Source organism: Paenibacillus sp. PvR098, from assembly GCF_017833255.1.
Taxonomy (GTDB): Bacteria; Bacillota; Bacilli; order Paenibacillales; family NBRC-103111; genus Paenibacillus_G.
On record NZ_JAFIBU010000001.1, the window covers coordinates 1,407,722 to 1,425,843 of the forward strand.

The window sequence follows — 18,122 nt, forward strand, 5'->3', positions numbered from 1 at the left end:
GGAGGGTTTAGAATGAGAAACCGCAACAGCACGATTGCCTATGTGATCTTCGGGTTGATCGCGATCGGCATTTTATTCACCGTTCTATCCAGACCGGGCACCCTGATCATCCCGCTGCTGGTCTTTGGGATCATCTTCTGGCTTTATAAATATCCACCAAGCAGCTGGCGCAGCAAAACGCGTTCGTTCACGCCGCCGCGGTTCAACGGCAGTAAGGCCAAACGGAAAAACGCTACTTTTCGGGTCATTAACGGCAGGAAGGACGGTTCCGACGAACCGCCCAAATACCATTAATGAATATGAGTTTACCATGCAGCAGGTTCATTTGAACTTGCTGTTTTTTTATGCCTTAACTCTCAAATTGGTGTCTTTATTCTGCTTAATATAACGGCAAACATGGGTCACATAGTGCTGCATGTATTCCGCAAGCTTCCATTTCCCGAAGAAAGCGTGCGTTGACTCTAAGCCCGATAAGTACAGCTGCAAGCTTTGTTCATGAGAAATATCGAAGTCTGTATTGCTAACGCCCATCGTCGGAATTTTGACTGTTCGAAACCGGTTATGCTCTTGGATATACCGCTCATCATGGGCATCCAGCATCGTCGAGAAGAGCGCACGCATCATACTAATGGGACCGTAAATCTCATTGGGCTTACCTGCCCCGCGGCCGACAAGCTGAAATCCGATCGTTGGGATCATCCGATCCAATGACGGTGCCTCCTCCGAATCAAACAACCAAAGAGGAAAGTTGCTAAGCAAACCCCCATCCACAATATAAACAAATTGATCCGCAAACGTTTTGTCAGGCGTCTTTTTTTGGGTTAAGCCTTTACGTATAATGACCGGGTCGAAAAAATAAGGTATGCTGGTGCTCATCCGAACGGCTTTAGCTACAAGAAACCGCTTTGGATCCACACCGTACTGGGCAATATCATCCGGGAGGACAAGCAGTTTTCGACCGGAAATATCCGAGGCAATAATCCGCAGCTGATTAGGTTTTAAATCGCCGAACGTACGAATTCCCTTAGCTAATAACAATTGGTACATCCAATGCTCAAGCGCTTCACCGGAATATAGCCCCTTCTTGATGAACAAACGCGACAGAGGACCAATAAATTTGGTATCGAAAATCACCGATCGCTGCAAAAAAGAACGGAAAGGCGTAGCCTCGATCACTTCCCGCATCTCATCGGCCTTATACCCCGCTGCTACCAATGAGGCTACGATCGAACCGGAAGACGTACCCGCCACCTGATAGAACTTGTAGCCTAATTGCTCTACAGCGGCTGCCGCCCCTGCCAGAGCTATGCCTTTGACGCCGCCGCCCTCGAATACAGCATTGATTCTCACCCCGCATCCCCCTATTCTGCAAACAGTCTCACAGAGTATGTATGAAAGAACGGATTGTACATATGCATTCGCGGTGAACAAAATAAGCCCCGACATCTAGTCGGGGCTTATTTTTTTACGATTCCTCTATAACTTTTTTGAGGCGCATCAGATCCTCGGCTCGAGAAACATCCTGTTTAAAATATTCCAGCAGCGTCTCAATACAGGTAATCGAGTCCCAGCTGAGATGGTGTTCAATACCTTCTACATCTTTGTATATATGTTCATCGGATACACCGATCAGCGTTAAAAACTCTTCCAGAAGTTGATGTCGATCCACCAGTCGTTTACCGACCTTCTGCCCTTTGGGAGTCAGAACCAAGCCCCGGTATTTCTCATAAATCAGATAGTTATCTTTATCGAGCTTCTGAATCATCTTGGTCACCGAAGATGGATGAACCTCCAGACCTTCGGCAATGTCGGAGACGCGAGCGTAGCCTTTCTCATCAATTAATTTATATATTTTCTCCAGATAATCTTCCATGCTCGGCGTAGCCATTTGCGTTCCTCCTGTGTTCCAAGACAATCTTGTCGTAACTTTTTTATGATACACTGTTTCATAGGTAAGTCCGTAGGAATGCAAGGTCCTACAATTCCCATGTGTGAGAACAAGCGAATAGACGCATCCTAGGGTCATCATAAGCGTTCTTTACTATATCACAGCCGCAAAAGTGAAGCAAGCCCACCACTTCTCATCTCATACCCGAGGCTACTCCTAAGGAGGAAAACCATGACTACCGAGCTGCTGTCCCCACCCGTCCGGGGCACACAAGTGTTTATCCCGGAGCTTGTGTATTTTGAACCTAATGCGCTGGCCTATCCCAAGGGGCAAAAAATCCTTGAATGGGCCAAGAAAGAAGGCCTGCCCATCCATATGACGACTTCACATAACCGGATTACCAACCTGCCGGGTGAAAGTGAATTGGAGAAATACAGGATCGCCAAGAGAACATTGGTTGTCGGAATACGGAAGACGCTGAAATTCGATACATCTAAGCCTTCTGCCGAATATGCCATCCCTATAGCAACCGGCTGTATGGCGCATTGTCATTATTGTTACTTGCAAACCACACTAGGCGCCAAGCCATATATACGCGTTTATGTTAATGTGGACGACATATTGAAACAGGCTAAACAGTACATCGAAGAACGAGCGCCGGAGATCACCCGGTTTGAAGCCGCATGTACCTCGGACCCCGTTGGTCTTGAGCACATCAGCGGATCATTGAAGGAATTAATCGAATTTATGGCGAAGGAACCGTTAGGTCGACTTCGTTTCGTCACCAAGTTTCATCATGTGGATCCATTGCTGGATGCCAAACATAACGGGCACACGCGTTTTCGTTTCAGTGTGAATGCCGATTATGTCATCAAGCATTTTGAACCCGCGACTTCAAGCTTTCAGGAAAGGATTACAGCCGCTGGTAAGGTCGCCAAAGCAGGCTATCCGCTTGGTTTTATTATTGCCCCGATTATTTGGCACGAAGGGTGGGAAGAAGGTTACGGCGAGCTTCTGCACAAAATCAAAGAGGCCCTTCCGGCGGAAGCGACCTCTGATTTGACCTTTGAACTGATCCAGCACCGATTCACCAAAACCGCCAAAAATGTGATTCAGCGCCGTTACCCCAAAACAAAGCTGGAGATGGACGAAGCCAAACGAAAATATAAATGGGGGCGTTGGGGACAAGGCAAATACGTATATCCTGATGAGCAGGCCAACGCGCTAAGGGAGTATATTACCGAGCAAATTTTCATTCATTTTCCGCAGGCAAATATCGATTACTTTACCTGAGAAAACTTAGCCCATCCAGGCGGGGGTAATTTGCTGAAGCCAAATCGTGATTCTTGTCATTTGGTCCGTGTAGAGCAGGATACCCATAATAATCATCAGCCCCCCGCCCACTTTCATCAACGTGGAGGAATAGCGCATAATCCATTTGGTCGAGCCGATAAAGAACGCCAAGATAAAGAATGGAATCGCAAAGCCAAGCGAATAGGCCGTAATGAGCGGAAGCCAGGAGTCCGGCTCTGTTGCCGCAAGTAAAAGTATAGACGACAGAATCGGCCCAATGCAGGGGGACCATCCTGCGGCAAAGCCAATACCGATCAACAGCGACCCGATATAGCTTGCCGGTTTCGTTCTCACCTGCATCTTACGTTCTCTCAAGAGCCATTGGGGTTGGAAAATCCCCAGCATAAACAAACCCATTGCAAAAATAAAAATAGCGGACAGCTGTCTCATCAAATCACGGTAATCTATAAACAAGTTGGCAATAGCGCTTGCGCCAAGCCCCAAGCTGTAAAACACGATCGAGAAACCGGCAATAAAACTTAAGGTATGGGTCACCATTTTAAAACGAATTTCACGCGTTGATTGATCGCTTTTCAACTGATTGACCGATACGCCTGTAATATAAGATAAATAAGAAGGATACAAAGGCAGACTGCATGGTGAAATAAAGGATAAAAAACCCGCCCAAAGCGCAATCCAGATGTTTAATTCCACAGGTAACTCTCACCCCTCAATGGTACTAAGACCGCAATCCTCTTTTGACGAACATAATACAGATCAGCATGGCAATCAACACAAGCACGACCGTAGCTCCAGGAGCCAAATCCCATACCCCCGCGGATGTCAAGCCTATGAGTACTGCCGTCTCAGCGAATAAGATCGACCAGAAGATCGAGTGCTTGAAGCTTCGTGCGACAAGCAAACTGCATGCGACCGGTATCGTTAATAATGAGGAGACTAGCAGTGCGCCTACAATTTTGATCGAGACGCTGATCACCAGCGCCGTCAGCATCGTAATCATGATGTTATAGAAGCGGAGCGGCAGACCGCTGACTCCGGCTGCATCCTCATCGAAGAACAGCAGAAACATTTCTTTGTAATTGATGAGTACAAAGGCCGATACTACAACAGCTACAATGCCAACGACCCATAAGTCGGTGCTGTCAAGCGTATAGATGCTTCCGAATAAATAACTCATTACATTGATGTTAAACCCTTTGCCCATCGTAAAAAGAAACGTAGCGAGCGCGATGCCGCCGGACATGATGATGGCGATCGATAGCTCCGCATACGTTTTGTAGGCTTTACGCAGCCATTCGATAGCGAAGGATGCGAGCAGCGCGAATATCAGCCCTACCCCAATCGGATACACGTTGATCAAGAATCCGAGGGCCACACCTGCAATCGACACGTGAGCGAGCGTATCCCCGATCATGGACAAACGGCGTAGCACCAGAAATACCCCCATGAGCGGGGCTGTCAGTCCGATCAGAAGGCCGCCGAGCAGCGCGCGCTGAAAAAAATATTCGGTAAATATATCCAACCCTTTTCTCTCCTATCTACTGTTACAAACCGATTGCTGCTTTGCAGGCTAAGTAAGTACTTCCATCTTTTCTCTAAGCTGCTGCATCGAATGGGTTAAGTCCGTTTCCCTGCAATTCTCCGGCTCGTGCGTGTGCTTAACGTAGAAAGACAGCCCGCCGCTCTTCTCCGCAGGCTCACTCCCGAGATACGACTCCATCATATCCATATCATGAGAAACCATCAAGAACGTAATATGGTGATGCTGGTGCATATGGCGAATCATACGGAAAAATCCGGCCTGCGTCTCCGCATCGATCCCAACGGTAGGCTCGTCCAAAATAAGCAGCTCCGGATTATTCACGAGCGCCCTGGCAAGAAACACCCGCTGCTGCTGTCCACCGGACAATTGACCGATCCTGCGGTCAGCCAAATCCTCGATCCGCATCGCGTACAGCGCATCGTCGCATTTGCTCCGCTGCTGCTTCGTCAGCCGCCGGAACATGTTTTTCTTCCCGAACAGACCGGAGGTGACCACCTCGCGGACAGTTGCCGGGAACAGAGGATTGAGCGCATTCTTCTGCGGCACGTACCCGATTCGTTCCCAATCTCGAAACTCTTTGAGTGATTGGCCGAACAAACGAATCTCACCGGAGGTAGGCTTCAGCAGGCCAACAATCATTTTGAGCAGTGTAGTTTTGCCGGCTCCGTTAGCACCGATCAACCCGACAAAATCACGCTCCAGAATCGAATAGCTCAGGTTTTGTATTACGGTTTTGTTCTCATAAGAAAAAAAGACGTCATCGATCGTAACGATCTGCTGATGACATCCGGATTGAGCATGGTTTAGCATAGCAAAGCTCCTTAGTCGAAGGTCTCCCTTCTATTGTAATGCTTTTAATAAATTATTCAAATTGTTTTCCATAATTGACACATAATCCTCACCTTGCTGGACCTGTTCCTCCGTTAGCCCTTCGATCGGATTCAGCACAAGGGTCTCCACCCCCGCATCATTGGCCAGCGTTCGAGCCAACTTATCGGAGACTAGCTCTTCAAAGAATATATATTTAAGCTGATTATCTTTTATGAATTTAAGAATTCCCTGCATATCTTTCGAGGTCGGTTCGGCATCTGCCGAAAGGCCCATAATCGATTTTTGAGTCAAACCATACTCATGTGCCAGGTATCCGAACGATTGGTGCGATACGACGATTTCTTTCTTGGATGTGCCTGCCAGCTTCTCATTGTATTGGTTATGCAGCTCATCCAGCTGATCAGAGAGCTTTTTGAAGTTGGCTTCGTAGTCTGCTTGGTTCGCTGCGTCCGCTTTGACCAGAGCGTCTTTCACATTTTGCGCGATCAGCTTGGCATTGACCGGACTCAACCAAACGTGAGGGTCCATACCCGACTGCTCGTCTTGATGCTCATCCTTGTGTTCGTCATGAGCGGCAGCTTCGTGCCCTTTATCTTCTTCATGACCATGATCATGTCCGTCATCCGTACCTGGAATGAGCTTAATCCTATGGCTTGCTTCCACGGCAGTCATTTGCGAATTCTTATCCAAGCTGCTCAGCGTCTGATCGACCCAGCCCTCGAACCCAGCTCCCAAATAGATGAATAAATCGGCCTTGGACAGGTTCGACATATCCTGGCCCTTCGGCGACCAATCATGAGGTTCAACTCCTGTTGGAACCAGATTGATCACGTTCACATGCTCCCCGCCAATTTTGGACGTGAAATCATACAGCGGATAAAAGCTTGCCACCACGTTGATTTTCCCATCCTCAAGGGCTTGCTGCGGCTTGCTGCTGCAGCCAGATAATATGATAGATAGCATGAGAACAAAAATAAATGGAATAACAGTACGTTGATACAGCTTTTGAAACGACATCATTAGATTCTCCCCTTTATGTAAATCGTAATTATTTTTATTTATGAAGCAACAACGAAGATTATACCCCCCTCCAGACAACTTGTCAACGGTAAATGTAGAAATTACGATTGAGCTCCACATGGTATGTAAAAAGACCCTACAACCGGCTGATAGCCGCGCGCCATAGGGTCTTTTAGTCAGAGAGTTCTTCTTATTTCCATGCCCAAAGTGAACGTTCTTTCGTTATTTTACTACGGAGCCGTTAGGAATTGAATCGGAAACTGTCGCCAGTGTTAATAGATCTCCCTGGGAAGCCGCCAAAATCATACCCTGAGACAGCTCTCCGCGCAGCTTGACTGGCTTCAAATTGGTAACGCAGATGACTTTGCGTCCGATCATCTGCTCCGGCGTGTAATACTTGGCTATGCCGGAGACAACCTGCCGCTGTTCGAAACCAAGATCAAGCTGCAGCTTTAGCAGCTTGTCCGCTTTCTTGACCGGCTCTGCCGCGATGACCTGGGCCACGCGCAGCTCGACCTTAAAGAAATCGTCAATGGAGATTTCCGGCGCCATTTCCTCTTCCGCTTCAGCTGCCGGGGCTGCTGGGGCTGCAGAAGCCGCTTCCGGTTCGGACGCCTTCGCTCCCCCGCCCATGGACTCAGCAATGTAGGCGATCTCTTTCTCCGCCTCAAGACGCGGGAACATGACCTCGCCTTTGACGACACGTGTCCCAGTTGGCAGCGTGCCGAAATGATGGACCGTATCCCAAGACGTGAGGGACGCGTCTTCGACCCCAAGCTGCTGCCACATTTTGCGCGGCGTCTCGGTCATGAACGGCTGCAGCAGCACAGAAGCGATGCGAAGGGACTCGGCCAAACAGTAGAGCACCGAACCAAGCTCAGGACGCTTAGCTTCGTCTTTTACCAACGTCCATGGCTGTGTCTCGTCGATATATTTGTTCGTGCGGCTGATCAACTGCCAAATCGAAGTTAGAGCTACTGAAAATTCAAGCTTCTCCATCGCTTCCTCGACTTTGGCAACCGAAGCGCGAACGGTCTCAAGCAAATTCGCATCGTACTCGGTTGCACCCTCGATGTAAGGTTGGACGGTGCCGTTAAAATATTTGTCGATCATCACAACGGTTCTGCTGAGCAGGTTACCGAGATCGTTCGCCAGGTCAAAATTGACCCGCTCCACAAAGCTTTCCGGTGTGAACGTACCATCCGAGCCAAAAGGGACTTCCCGCATCAAATAGTAACGCAAAGCGTCAAGCCCATAACGGTCTATGAGCGTTACCGGATCGACAACATTCCCTTTGGACTTGGACATTTTGCCGTCCTTCATCAGGAGCCAACCGTGGCTGTACACCTTTTTAGGCAGCGGAAGGTCCAGTGCCATCAGCATGATAGGCCAAATAATCGTATGGAAGCGCACAATTTCCTTGCTCATCAGATGCACATCCGCCGGCCAGAACGTTTGGTAACGGCTATCGTCCCCGCTGCCGTATCCAAGCGCCGTAATATAGTTGGACAGCGCGTCAATCCATACATAAATGACATGCTTCGGATTGCCTGGAACCCGAATGCCCCAATCAAAGGTCGTACGGGATACCGCCAGATCCTCAAGACCCGGCTTGATAAAGTTATTGATCATCTCATTGCGGCGGGACTCCGGTTGAATAAAGTCTGGATTCTCCTCGTAAAACTGGATTAACCGGTCAGCATACTTACTGAGACGGAAGAAATAGCTTTCTTCCTTCACCCATTCCACAGGCCGGCCGCAATCGGGACAGTTGCCGTTCTCCAATTTGTTTTCAAGGAAGAACGATTCGCAAGGCGTACAGTACCAGCCCTCATAATGACCCAGGTAGATGTCATCCTGCTCCAAGAGTCTTGCGAAAATTTTCTCCACCGCTTCCTTGTGCCGCGGATCTGTCGTCCGAATGAAATCATCGTAAGAAATGTCCAGCTTCTTCCACAGCTCCTTGATGCCGGCAACGATATCGTCGACGAATTGCTGAGGTGTTTTGCCCACTTCCTTTGCCTTGCGTTCGATCTTTTGCCCATGCTCGTCCGTACCCGTCAAGTACATAACCTTGTAGCCGCGAAGCCGCTTGTACCGTGCCATCACATCGCCAGCGACTGTGGAATAGGCATGGCCAATGTGCAGCTTATCACTCGGGTAATAAATCGGCGTAGTGATGTAAAAGCTTTTTTTCGTCGTTTCGGACATGGATGTACCCTCCCAAATAGTGAATTACAGGTTAAAATCTGCGCCTTCCGTATAAGAAGGCATTTGTAGAGCTTAGTGTTACGAAATTCGTTTCGTATGAGCTTTGCGTTGCGATCGATTTATCTGCACAAAAAAAGCCCTCATCCCTTTGGGACGAGAGCTTCTGCTCACGCGGTACCACCCAACTTCCCCCAATCACGTTCGCGAGTAGACAACATACCATCCACTACTCCGTTCGGGGCTCAGCGGTCAATGACGACCTTCCGTTAACGCCGGAAATACGATGAGAGCTGACCATAGGGTATCTGACTCTCCCAAAGCACGATTCGTGTTAGGATGACGACAGATGGTCTAACGTTCCAACGGCTCACCTTCATATCCTCCAGGACCATTTTCCTCTGCTTCAACCCGTCGGTTCTCAGCTCCTCCGACTCTCTGTGCGGCTTCACCCAAAGTACTTATCCGTTCATAGGATGTTATGCCAAATATATCGAAAATCCCCTATCCCTGTCAAGGCACGTGATCTACTCCACCGGGATGAAACGGGTGGCATTTGCAAATCCGTTTGACCGCAAGCCACGATCCGCGCGCCGCACCGTGGCGCTCCAGCGCTTCTAAGGCATACGCAGAACAGGTGGGATAAAACCGGCAGGTCGGCGGCTTCAGCGGAGAGATGAACTTCCTGTAGAACACTACGCCTCCCCGCAAAACTTGCTTCACCATTGGCGGAGCCCCTTTTCCATCACTTCCATAACAGTTTTATGATGCCGTATGATGGGAGCTATGTCAAATCGTTTCCTTCCGGAGACTGCGAGCCCAAAGACCCTTCTCGTGCTCGCAGCCTCTCCAAGAAGCTTTCCCGGTCGGTCGCTCTATGCATCGCTCCGCACGGTATCCTCTTCTACCTTCGTTGCCGCCACTTCCCGCACAGCCATATGGCTGGACTTGCTCAAGCGCCCGTTTAGGTAGTCCAGCATCCGTCCAGCGCCTAACGCGGTACAGTCCATCGGCTGGTCCGCAATGTGGACGGGTACACCGGTTTCCTTTTGAATTCGTTCATCCAGCCCGTGAAGCAGAGCCCCGCCGCCGCACAGCAGAATGCCCCGATCCATCACATCCCCGGCCAACTCCGGCGGGCATCGCTCCAGCGTCACCCGGATCGCATCGAGAACGGTCAGCAAGAAATCGTCCATCAATGAAGAAATTTCACCCGAGGTCAGTCGGAGGGACCGCGGCAGTCCATCGATCAAGTCCCTCCCTCTGATATCGATGCCGTCCTCCCCACTGGACTCCAATACCGATCCGATCCGCTTCTTGATCTCTTCGGCCGTCCTCTCTCCGATGGCCAGACTATACGTACGTTTGACATAATCGATGATGTCCTTATCAATGGACATCCCTGCACGGCGCACCGTATGGCTCACCACAATCCCGCCTAACGAGAGAACCGCCACTTGGCTCGTTCCGCCTCCGATATCGAGCACCAGACTCCCGATAGGCTCGTCCACAGGAAGTCCGGCTCCTAGCGCTGCCGCAAGCGGCTCCTCCACCGCCACCGCCTTTTTCGCCCCTTTATGCACGACTGTCTCCTCAACAGCACGCTTCTGGACATTCGTGATACCGCACGGGACCGAGATATATACCTGTGAGCTTCGAAACCAAGGTGCTCGCCCTTGAACCTTCTTAATAAAAAGCTGCAGCATAGAGCTGGTCATATCAAAATTGGCAATCACGCCATCCATAAGCGGATATATGATATCGATGTTGCCTGGCGTCCGACCGATCATAGCCTGAGCCTCTGCTCCGACGGCAACAATCTCGCCCGTATCCTTACGAACGGCAACCACGGAAGGCTCCCTCAGCACAATCCCTTTTCCCTGCTGGTAAATCACCGTATTAGATGTGCCGAGATCTATTCCATAAAGCATATCAAATCGTTTTAACATGTCGAACTTCCTCCTTCAAGTGCTGTATGAATGGTGGGCAATCGGAGCTCAAATACCGTCCCTTTGCCAATTTCGCTTCGTACCGATACCGTTCCCCCATGTAAATCCACAAGCTCACGAACGATCGCGAGGCCTAGGCCGGTGCCCAGGTTCTTTTTGGTGCGTCCCCGGTCGACCTTGAAGAATCGCTCCCAAATCATTTCCTGATCGTCCGGCGAAATGCCAATACCGGTATCCGATACATTCAAATGAATAAAACCGGGCTCACTCCGAGCCTTTAAGGTAATGCGACCTTCCTCCGTAAATTTGACCGCATTTTTCACTAAATTTTTTAAAATTTGCTCCAACCTGTCTGGATCCGCGTACGCTTTCGGAAGCTCCTCTTCTGCGAATACTTCAATCACCGTGTTTTTTTCGGCGGATTCCGGCTCAAAGGTCGATGCGACATGCGACATCACCCGATATACATCCACGGGGCTTCTTGCCAGTGCGATCTCGTTATTTTCCAGCTTGATGAGATCCATGATGTCGTCCACGAGCCGGTTCATATGAAGCGTTTCTTTATATATGATGTCGTAATATCTAGGCTTGGCCGCATCATCGATCAAATCGTCCTGCAGCGCCTCAAGAAACCCCTGCATGGCCGTCAGCGGCGTGCGCAGCTCGTGGGAAACATTGGCGAGAAAATCCTGCCGAATCTGCTCCAGCTTTCTTTTTTCGTAATCGATCTTCTCCAGCTTTTCCCCCATTTGATTAATTGTTGCCGCTAGGTCACCGATTTCATCCTTCGATGGAATTTGGATTCGCTCCCCGTAGTCTCCGAGCCCGATTTTGGAGGCTACCTTATCGATTTCGCGCAAAGGACGGGAAATCGACCAAGATAAGTAGGAAGCAATCGCCGCGGACAGCATCATGCCAAGGAGCGTTACCCACAGAATCATCTCCCTCATGCTCGTGATCGTTTGGTTCATCCCTACGACCGGCGCATGCAGCACGATACCTCCATAGACAACATCGTCCTTCCCCCAAGGGACGGCAACGGACAGCATTGACTCCCTCAAGCCTTCAAATTGCAGATTCAGTGTAGCGTCTTCGCCTGCAAGCACCTTGCGTACGATGGAAGCCTCAACGGATTTTCCAATATATACTTCGTCCTTGCTGGATGTCGCGACAATGCGGCCGTTCTGGTCAAACGTCCAGATTCGCGTATCGAACGATTGGTCAAAAAATAACAGCAGCTCCTTCATACGCTCATCAGAATTCTGGAAATTTTGTATGGTGAGATTGACCCGTTTTGCCTTCCGAAGCAGCTCCTCACGCTGTGTGTCGACAATATAATCCTTGGTCCAAAAAGACAAAAGAAGGCCCACCGCGCAAAGACCGAGCAGCACCGTAAACATGTAACTGAACAACAGCCGGCGAAAAATGCTTTTATGAACGCCAAAAATCATCGTTCCGCCTCAAATTTATAACCGACTCCCCATATCGTCTGGATACATTCCCTTTTATACGGATTCAGCTTCTCCCGCAGCTTCTTGACATGCACATCTACGGTACGGATATCTCCGATAAAATCATAGCCCCACACCTGCTCCAACAGCTGCTCTCTGGTGAACACCGTTCCCGGCGATTTCGCCAAATGCGTTAACAGGTCGAACTCTTTCGGACGCAGTGTTATTTTTTCTTCCCCTGCCAGCACCTCACGTCGATCCGTATGAATAGACAAACCGTCGAAGGCATACGTCTGCTCCTGCTCCTCTGAGGATTTTCTAGGCTGCATCCGGCGAAAAATCGCTTTAATTCGTGCGACAAGCTCTCGGGGACTGAACGGTTTCGTAACATAATCGTCGGCCCCGAGCTCGAGTCCAAGCACTCGGTCAATCTCCTCGCCTTTGGCGGTCAGCATAATGATCGGGATATCATACCGTTTCAATATTTGGCGGCACGCTTCATAGCCGTCCATTTTGGGCATCATGACATCTAATATAATAATGTCCGGAGATTCCTTCTCTACCATCTCCAGAGCGGCTTCTCCATCTTGGGCTTCCACCATTTCTATATGCTGTTTTTCAAAATAGAGCCTTATGATTTCCCGTACATTCGGGTCATCGTCGGCTACAAGGACCTTCCAGGGATTCATCGATTCATGCTCCTTTGTATGTATGCAGTTCCTATAGCATTCTCCATCAGCTTTGATTTTGCGGGGGGAAACAAGAAAAAGGAAGCTATTTCCTTCATGTCGGAACATAAAGGAAGCAGCCTCCGGGGTATCTTACTTGGCTTGCGGTGGTTCTAACGTTCCCGTGCCTCCCGCGCCATCTTTCGTATCCGGTATTGTGCTCGGAGAGCCTGTGCCTGAGTCAATATTGCCGGAATCAGGTGTCGGTGCAGGGGTCATCGTTCCTGAACTATCTGACGGCGTCGTTCCGGTAGGCGCATCTCCCGCTCCTCCTTCACCCGAGCAGCCGGAGAGTACCCCTAAAATCAACATTCCACCTAATACACTTACAAACCATCGTCTCATGCTCATGCTCCTTTCCAGATTCGGTTATCGCCTTACATGGTTTAATATAAAATAAAAACATGTTCAAACTGTTTTGAAATCTGGACCGGAAGTTTAAATAAGTATGATCAAACGGTGAACGTTTCGTTCTAACGACAAAAAACCCCTCGAATTTACGGGGATGTGTCGAACTATATGGAAGCGACAATTGAGCGATGTGCCCGAGAGGCAGCCGGCTCCGCCGTCCCTGTTAGGATGCGCAAACGCCAAAGGAGATTCAGAAGACATGAGGTATGGCATTAGTACATATTCTGAATCACAACGACATTGACATGGAAGGTGATTGCCGTGAACAGTTCCAAAGACTTCATGCAAAACCAATTAAAAAAATGGAAGAGCGCCGCAGCTGGACTCATTTCATCGGAGGGGGAAGTCATGGAAACGCATGCCATTGAACTGGAGCCCGAATATTATGAGAAATGCCGACAGATGGCCGAAGCTCAGAACACAACCGTATCCGCTGTAGTCCATTATATGATTGAGCAATATTTTGCCGTTGGCTCGCACAAGTCATTATACCAAGCCACTGCAGAACAAAAGGACAAAAACCCACTGCTGCAGCTTGACGCACTGACCAAACGCAAAGAAACGTTTACCCAGGAGGAGGCACAGGAATATGATCTTACATAACGATGGGAACCTTCAGCAAGACATCTTTTTGGAGCAGTCCGCCCTTATGGCATTTATGAATCCGGAGGACCCATACTATTTGAAGGCGCGTACAATTTTTTTCGATATGCACGATCTGGATCGGCGTATGGCTACGACCAACTATGTTATCTTTGAGACGCATCAATGGTTGCGAAACCATTTTGATTACGCAGACGCACAATTTTTCTTGAATACTATCGACAAAGCCGTTCAACAGGGCGTGCTGAGCGTCATTCCCGGAAGCCCGGAACTAGAGCAGGAATCGAAGCGGCTCATCCTTGATTTTCCGAAATCCCAGTTCTCGTTGAATGAAGCAATGACCGCTGTTGTGATGCTATCTTACCAATTGAAACGAATTTTCACGTTTAATCCAAACTACTCCTTCCTCCCCATGCTTGACCGTGAAATCAGGGTACTCCCTAGCATGTGGTAATGGGTTATAGGCCTCCGGCGCGCGCTCTGTGAATGCCGGAGCGATCCTCAGCCTACACGGAACGGTTAGTCTATTCCAAATTACATTTACTCGATTTACATACCAAGGACAGTGTGGCATATTATAACCATATCACGGTTGTAAAGTACACGCCGCTTTTCTAGTTTCGCTTATGCGAGCCGGAAGAGCGGCTTTATTTATTTCAAGGGAGGATGAGAATGGTTGAGTTTCGAGGCGGCTACAAAGTAAAGTAAAGGACATAATGTTGAATAACACTTTGTTGATGCTTGTATAACTTATCCGGAACTGAAAGTAATAAATAAAGATTTTAATTAAAAATCAGGAAGAATGATAATTTCCACTGACTATCTTTGGACATGGAGTGAATATGAAAAAGCTTACACATGATGAAGTGAACCGATATAAGGTGAAAAAAGTTTAGACATTGCTGCGGTTGCCATCTTGCTTTTCATAAGCAGTTTGGATACAAAGGAAACAATAAAGAACAGCTAATCTCCTTTATACAACATAAAGACTCTTTAACGGGTCCATCGAAACTCTACGCAGATAATTTAGCGTGTCTCTATTAAATATCAAATTCCGCTTTTATTATTGCAACCAACTTTTGACCACAGCAAAAAGACCGCGCCCCCTAAGGAGACGCGGTCTTAACTTAACCCAATACTACGCGATCATCGGCGAACTTCTCGCCGCGGATGCGCTCAAATTGATGCAGCAGCCCTTCTACAGTGAGACCCCGCTTCTCTTGCTCAGGCACATCCAAGATGATGCGACCCTTGTCCATCATAATCAACCGGTTGCCAAGACGGATGGCCTGCTCCATATTGTGCGTGACCATTAAGGTCGTCAGCTTCAGCTCCGAGACGATCTTCTCGGTCAGCTTTGTGATGAGCTCGGCCCTGGACGGGTCCAAGGCAGCCGTGTGCTCGTCTAGCAGCAGAATGCGCGGCTCAGTGAACGTCGCCATAAGCAGACTTAGAGCCTGACGCTCACCTCCGGACAGAAGCCCGACCTTCGCGCTCAGCCGACCCTCCAGGCCAATGCCGAGACGACTCAGCTGCTCGACGAACATCTTCCTCTTCTTGCCGTTCACACCGATTGCGAGGCCTCTGCGCTTGCTGCGCGAATAAGCCATCGCAAGGTTCTCTTCAATCGTCATCGTCGGAGCAGTACCCGCCATAGGATCCTGAAACACGCGGCCGATCCATTCCGTGCGGCGATGCTCCGGCAAGGACTCTACCTGCTTCCCGGCAATCCATACCTTACCCAAATCAGGGGTCATCACGCCGGAGATAATATTCATCAGCGTTGATTTACCGGCTCCGTTACTTCCAATGACGGTAACGAAATCCCCCTCTTTTAAGTGCAGACCAATATGAGAAAGAGCGACCTTCTCATCCGGAGTCCCCGGATTGAACAGCTTGGACACATCTTCGATCTTCAGCATCAGATGCCACCTCCCCGCGCAGCATCGGTAGGACCGGCTTGCTCGAGCTCCGCCGCTCTTTTGCGGATAAGCGCCTTCTGGCGCATCGTCCCGCGTACCATCGGCAGCGTCAACGCCACGATGACGATCAAAGCGGTCATCAGCTTCATGTCCGTTGCCTCCAGGCCGACGCGGAGCGCCAGAGCCACGATCAGGCGATAGACAATCGCTCCAATCAAGACCGCAAGCGTCGCGCGAACCACGGTGCGTGCGCCAAACAGCGCTTCACCAATAATAACGGAGGCTAGACCGATGACGATCATCCCCACGCCCATTGTAATTTCGGCAAAAGCCGAGTATTGTGCAATTAAAGCGCCTGACAGTGCTACAAGTCCGTTGGATAAGCTGACTCCCGTGATAATCGTGTTATCAGTGTTGACGCCGAAGCTTCGGATCATACGCGGATTGTCGCCAGTAGCCCGAAGGGCCAAGCCGAGATCCGTACGCAAAAACCAATCGAGTGCGAATTTGATAAGCAGCACGATAATCGGCATCACCAACAGCATATTCACATTCGTGACCAGCGTATCGGTCCCAAGAAGAGAAATATTAGCCTTACCCATAATCCGGAGATTGATGGAATATAGTGCGATCATCATCAAAATCCCGGCAAGAAGGGCGTTCACCTTCCCTTTCGTATGCAGAATGCCTGTACAAGCGCCCGCAATCAAACCGCCGATAAATGCCGCTATCGTAGCGATAATAGGCGATGTGCCTCCTGCAATCATCACAGCAGCGATGGCCCCGCCTGTCGTAAAGCTCCCGTCCACGGTCAAGTCAGGAAAATTCAAAATTCGAAACGTAATATAAACCCCCAGAGCCATAATGGCATACAGCATGCCTGACTCCAGAGATCCTGTTAATGCATAAAGCATCGGTCCATCCCCCTGTAAAGAATAAAGAGTGACCCCCAAATGAATGAAAGGTCACCCGGTACTCAAAATTATTTTGCCGAACCGTTAATCAAGTTTTCCTTGTTCTGCATTTTGCTTTTCATAGAATCAGTAATTTCTACGCCCTGCGCCTTGGCTGCATCAGCATTAATGATCAGATCCAGCTTATCCGGATAGGTTACTGTCATATCCTCCGGCTTCGTTCCGTTTTTAAGGATCTCCACAGCCATTTTACCGGCTTGGTAGCCGTGGTCGTAATACTTAAAGCCGTAAGTGGCGATAGCGCCCTTTTCCACCGTATCCCGATCACTGGAGAAGAATGGGATTTTCTTATCGTTCGCTATTTTAATGATCGTTTCGACCGCGCTAACTACCGTGTTATCCAGTGTGATGTAGAACGCGTCGACGCGGCCTGCGAGCGATTCTGCCGCCTGCTTTACTTCCGAGCTGTTGGCAACGGCTGCTTTAACAATCTTTATGTTGTGCTTCGCAAGAGCTGCTTCGGCCGTTTGCAGCATGAATGCGGAATTAGGCTCTCCCTCATTGACAACGATTCCGATGGTTTTCACATTCGGAAACTCGGCTGCGATAAAATCCATCAGCATCGGTATAGCGTCCGGGTGTGTATCAGCCGCCCCGGTCACGTTAGCGCCCGGCTTGTCCAAACTAGCCACCAGCTTGGCGCTGACAGGATCAGTAACCGCAGCAAACAAGACCGGCGCATCCTTCACGTTCTGCACCACCGCTTGTGCGGACTGAGTTGCGATAGCGACCACGAGATCTTTCTTATCCGCCGCAAATTTTTGAGCAATGGTCAAATTCGTTGTGGCATCACCTTGAGCATTCTGATAGTCCACTTGGAGATTATCTTTGTCTGTGAATCCGCCGTCCTTCAGCGCTGCTAGGAATCCTTCGCGCGTTGCGTTAAGAGAAGGATGCTCGACAATTTGGGATATGCCGATTTTAACCACTTCTTTGTCTTGTGGATTGGAGGCGTTACCTCCGGTGTCTCCAGCAGGCGCAGGGTTTGTCCCGCAACCCGCTGCCGCCAGAACGAGCGGCACAGCTAAAAGCAAGGATAAAAGTTTAGTTGGTGTTTTCAATGAAATTAGGCCTCCTAATTTAACGTCATAATGCTTTAACGCGATAATGTATAATTTTATTACGACTGTCCCTATCCCGTCAATGCACTTTTAAACCTTATTTCAGCTCAAAGCTTGGATACTATCAGTATACTGGATTAAACTGCCCTGAACTATAGTATTTTTTTCCATTATACTTCTTGGAGATCCGTTCTGCCGATAGCGGCAAAGAGTACAGCA

General features: G+C 49.3%; 19 protein-coding genes. 4 read left to right on the forward strand and 15 right to left on the reverse strand.

Annotated elements, in window-relative coordinates; genetic code table 11:
* Positions 1-12: 12 nt before the first annotated feature.
* Entirely contained in the window at positions 13-294 is a 282-nt protein-coding gene (locus JOE45_RS07065) for a hypothetical protein (protein ID WP_210020871.1), read from the forward strand.
* Positions 295-342: 48 nt separating this feature from the next.
* Here the strand turns inward: JOE45_RS07065 and JOE45_RS07070 are convergent, their stop codons facing one another.
* Positions 343-1,350 carry a patatin-like phospholipase family protein gene (locus tag JOE45_RS07070; RefSeq protein WP_210020870.1) on the reverse strand — a complete coding sequence of 336 codons (1,008 nt, stop codon included), beginning with the start codon at positions 1,348-1,350 and terminating at the stop codon, positions 343-345.
* 115 nt (positions 1,351-1,465) lie between these two features.
* The gene (gene mntR / locus JOE45_RS07075; protein ID WP_210020869.1) at positions 1,466-1,888 is read right to left on the reverse strand and encodes a transcriptional regulator MntR; all 423 of its coding nucleotides are present in this window, start codon (positions 1,886-1,888) and stop codon (positions 1,466-1,468) included.
* Between the two features lie 231 nt (positions 1,889-2,119).
* On the opposite strand from mntR, the gene splB reads away from it, so the two are divergent.
* Positions 2,120-3,181: a spore photoproduct lyase gene (gene splB, locus JOE45_RS07080; RefSeq protein ID WP_210020868.1), complete on the forward strand. Its 1,062-nt coding sequence runs from the start codon at positions 2,120-2,122 to the stop codon at positions 3,179-3,181.
* A gap of 6 nt (positions 3,182-3,187) precedes the next feature.
* Here the strand turns inward: splB and JOE45_RS07085 are convergent, their stop codons facing one another.
* The 10 genes from JOE45_RS07085 to JOE45_RS07130 all read right to left on the reverse strand — a co-directional run bounded on the left by JOE45_RS07085 (position 3,188) and on the right by JOE45_RS07130 (position 13,277).
* Positions 3,188-3,895, reverse strand: a complete 708-nt coding sequence (locus tag JOE45_RS07085) for a cytochrome c biogenesis CcdA family protein (RefSeq protein ID WP_210020867.1) — start codon at positions 3,893-3,895, stop codon at positions 3,188-3,190.
* A gap of 25 nt (positions 3,896-3,920) precedes the next feature.
* Positions 3,921-4,724, reverse strand: coding sequence for a metal ABC transporter permease (locus JOE45_RS07090; RefSeq protein WP_210020866.1), 804 nt, complete (start codon positions 4,722-4,724; stop codon positions 3,921-3,923).
* A gap of 48 nt (positions 4,725-4,772) precedes the next feature.
* A complete protein-coding gene (locus JOE45_RS07095; protein WP_210020865.1) occupies positions 4,773-5,555 on the reverse strand; it encodes a metal ABC transporter ATP-binding protein in 783 nt (260 codons plus the stop codon).
* A 30-nt stretch (positions 5,556-5,585) separates the two neighbouring features.
* Positions 5,586-6,596 carry a metal ABC transporter solute-binding protein, Zn/Mn family gene (locus tag JOE45_RS07100; RefSeq protein WP_245246750.1) on the reverse strand — a complete coding sequence of 337 codons (1,011 nt, stop codon included), beginning with the start codon at positions 6,594-6,596 and terminating at the stop codon, positions 5,586-5,588.
* 222 nt (positions 6,597-6,818) lie between these two features.
* Positions 6,819-8,807 carry a methionine--tRNA ligase gene (metG, locus tag JOE45_RS07105; protein ID WP_210020864.1) on the reverse strand — a complete coding sequence of 663 codons (1,989 nt, stop codon included), beginning with the start codon at positions 8,805-8,807 and terminating at the stop codon, positions 6,819-6,821.
* A 510-nt stretch (positions 8,808-9,317) separates the two neighbouring features.
* Complete coding sequence (gene yidD, locus JOE45_RS07110; RefSeq protein WP_245246752.1) at positions 9,318-9,530, reverse strand: membrane protein insertion efficiency factor YidD; 213 nt, start codon at positions 9,528-9,530, stop codon at positions 9,318-9,320.
* A gap of 149 nt (positions 9,531-9,679) precedes the next feature.
* Positions 9,680-10,753 carry a rod shape-determining protein gene (gene mreB, locus JOE45_RS07115; RefSeq protein WP_210020863.1) on the reverse strand — a complete coding sequence of 358 codons (1,074 nt, stop codon included), beginning with the start codon at positions 10,751-10,753 and terminating at the stop codon, positions 9,680-9,682.
* Complete coding sequence (locus tag JOE45_RS07120) at positions 10,747-12,204, reverse strand: sensor histidine kinase (RefSeq protein WP_245246754.1); 1,458 nt, start codon at positions 12,202-12,204, stop codon at positions 10,747-10,749. Before JOE45_RS07120 ends, mreB begins: the two co-directional genes overlap by 7 nt.
* A complete protein-coding gene (locus JOE45_RS07125; protein ID WP_210020862.1) occupies positions 12,201-12,893 on the reverse strand; it encodes a response regulator transcription factor in 693 nt (230 codons plus the stop codon). Before JOE45_RS07125 ends, JOE45_RS07120 begins: the two co-directional genes overlap by 4 nt.
* 132 nt (positions 12,894-13,025) lie before the next feature.
* A complete protein-coding gene (locus tag JOE45_RS07130; protein WP_210020861.1) occupies positions 13,026-13,277 on the reverse strand; it encodes a hypothetical protein in 252 nt (83 codons plus the stop codon).
* A gap of 327 nt (positions 13,278-13,604) precedes the next feature.
* Here JOE45_RS07130 and JOE45_RS07135 point away from each other — a divergent pair, with 327 nt between their 5' ends.
* Positions 13,605-13,946, forward strand: coding sequence for a hypothetical protein (locus JOE45_RS07135; protein WP_210020860.1), 342 nt, complete (start codon positions 13,605-13,607; stop codon positions 13,944-13,946).
* Complete coding sequence (locus JOE45_RS07140; protein ID WP_210020859.1) at positions 13,933-14,400, forward strand: type II toxin-antitoxin system VapC family toxin; 468 nt, start codon at positions 13,933-13,935, stop codon at positions 14,398-14,400. Before JOE45_RS07135 ends, JOE45_RS07140 begins: the two co-directional genes overlap by 14 nt.
* Before the next feature lie 673 nt (positions 14,401-15,073).
* Here JOE45_RS07140 and JOE45_RS07145 read toward each other — a convergent pair.
* From JOE45_RS07145 to JOE45_RS07155, 3 genes are all read right to left on the reverse strand, one after another.
* Complete coding sequence (locus JOE45_RS07145) at positions 15,074-15,868, reverse strand: ABC transporter ATP-binding protein (RefSeq protein WP_210020858.1); 795 nt, start codon at positions 15,866-15,868, stop codon at positions 15,074-15,076.
* On the reverse strand, positions 15,868-16,782 hold the full coding sequence (locus tag JOE45_RS07150) for an ABC transporter permease (RefSeq protein WP_210020857.1): 915 nt from the start codon (positions 16,780-16,782) through the stop codon (positions 15,868-15,870). Before JOE45_RS07150 ends, JOE45_RS07145 begins: the two co-directional genes overlap by 1 nt.
* Before the next feature lie 68 nt (positions 16,783-16,850).
* Positions 16,851-17,903 carry an ABC transporter substrate-binding protein gene (locus JOE45_RS07155; RefSeq protein ID WP_210020856.1) on the reverse strand — a complete coding sequence of 351 codons (1,053 nt, stop codon included), beginning with the start codon at positions 17,901-17,903 and terminating at the stop codon, positions 16,851-16,853.
* Positions 17,904-18,122 lie beyond the last annotated feature (219 nt).

What these genes read in the sequence shown, in the direction of transcription:
- JOE45_RS07120 (WP_245246754.1), bottom strand. Translation starts at nt 12,204, where the DNA reads ATGATTTTTGGCGTTCATAAAAGCATTTTTCGCCGGCTGTTGTTCAGT.
- JOE45_RS07125 (WP_210020862.1), bottom strand. Translation starts at nt 12,893, where the DNA reads ATGAATCCCTGGAAGGTCCTTGTAGCCGACGATGACCCGAATGTACGG.
- JOE45_RS07140 (WP_210020859.1), top strand. Translation starts at nt 13,933, where the DNA reads ATGATCTTACATAACGATGGGAACCTTCAGCAAGACATCTTTTTGGAG.
- JOE45_RS07065 (WP_210020871.1), top strand. Translation starts at nt 13, where the DNA reads ATGAGAAACCGCAACAGCACGATTGCCTATGTGATCTTCGGGTTGATC.
- metG (WP_210020864.1), bottom strand. Translation starts at nt 8,807, where the DNA reads ATGTCCGAAACGACGAAAAAAAGCTTTTACATCACTACGCCGATTTAT.
- JOE45_RS07130 (WP_210020861.1), bottom strand. Translation starts at nt 13,277, where the DNA reads ATGAGACGATGGTTTGTAAGTGTATTAGGTGGAATGTTGATTTTAGGG.
- splB (WP_210020868.1), top strand. Translation starts at nt 2,120, where the DNA reads ATGACTACCGAGCTGCTGTCCCCACCCGTCCGGGGCACACAAGTGTTT.
- yidD (WP_245246752.1), bottom strand. Translation starts at nt 9,530, where the DNA reads ATGGTGAAGCAAGTTTTGCGGGGAGGCGTAGTGTTCTACAGGAAGTTC.
- JOE45_RS07150 (WP_210020857.1), bottom strand. Translation starts at nt 16,782, where the DNA reads ATGCTTTATGCATTAACAGGATCTCTGGAGTCAGGCATGCTGTATGCC.
- JOE45_RS07095 (WP_210020865.1), bottom strand. Translation starts at nt 5,555, where the DNA reads ATGCTAAACCATGCTCAATCCGGATGTCATCAGCAGATCGTTACGATC.
- mntR (WP_210020869.1), bottom strand. Translation starts at nt 1,888, where the DNA reads ATGGCTACGCCGAGCATGGAAGATTATCTGGAGAAAATATATAAATTA.
- JOE45_RS07100 (WP_245246750.1), bottom strand. Translation starts at nt 6,596, where the DNA reads ATGATGTCGTTTCAAAAGCTGTATCAACGTACTGTTATTCCATTTATT.
- JOE45_RS07145 (WP_210020858.1), bottom strand. Translation starts at nt 15,868, where the DNA reads ATGCTGAAGATCGAAGATGTGTCCAAGCTGTTCAATCCGGGGACTCCG.
- mreB (WP_210020863.1), bottom strand. Translation starts at nt 10,753, where the DNA reads ATGTTAAAACGATTTGATATGCTTTATGGAATAGATCTCGGCACATCT.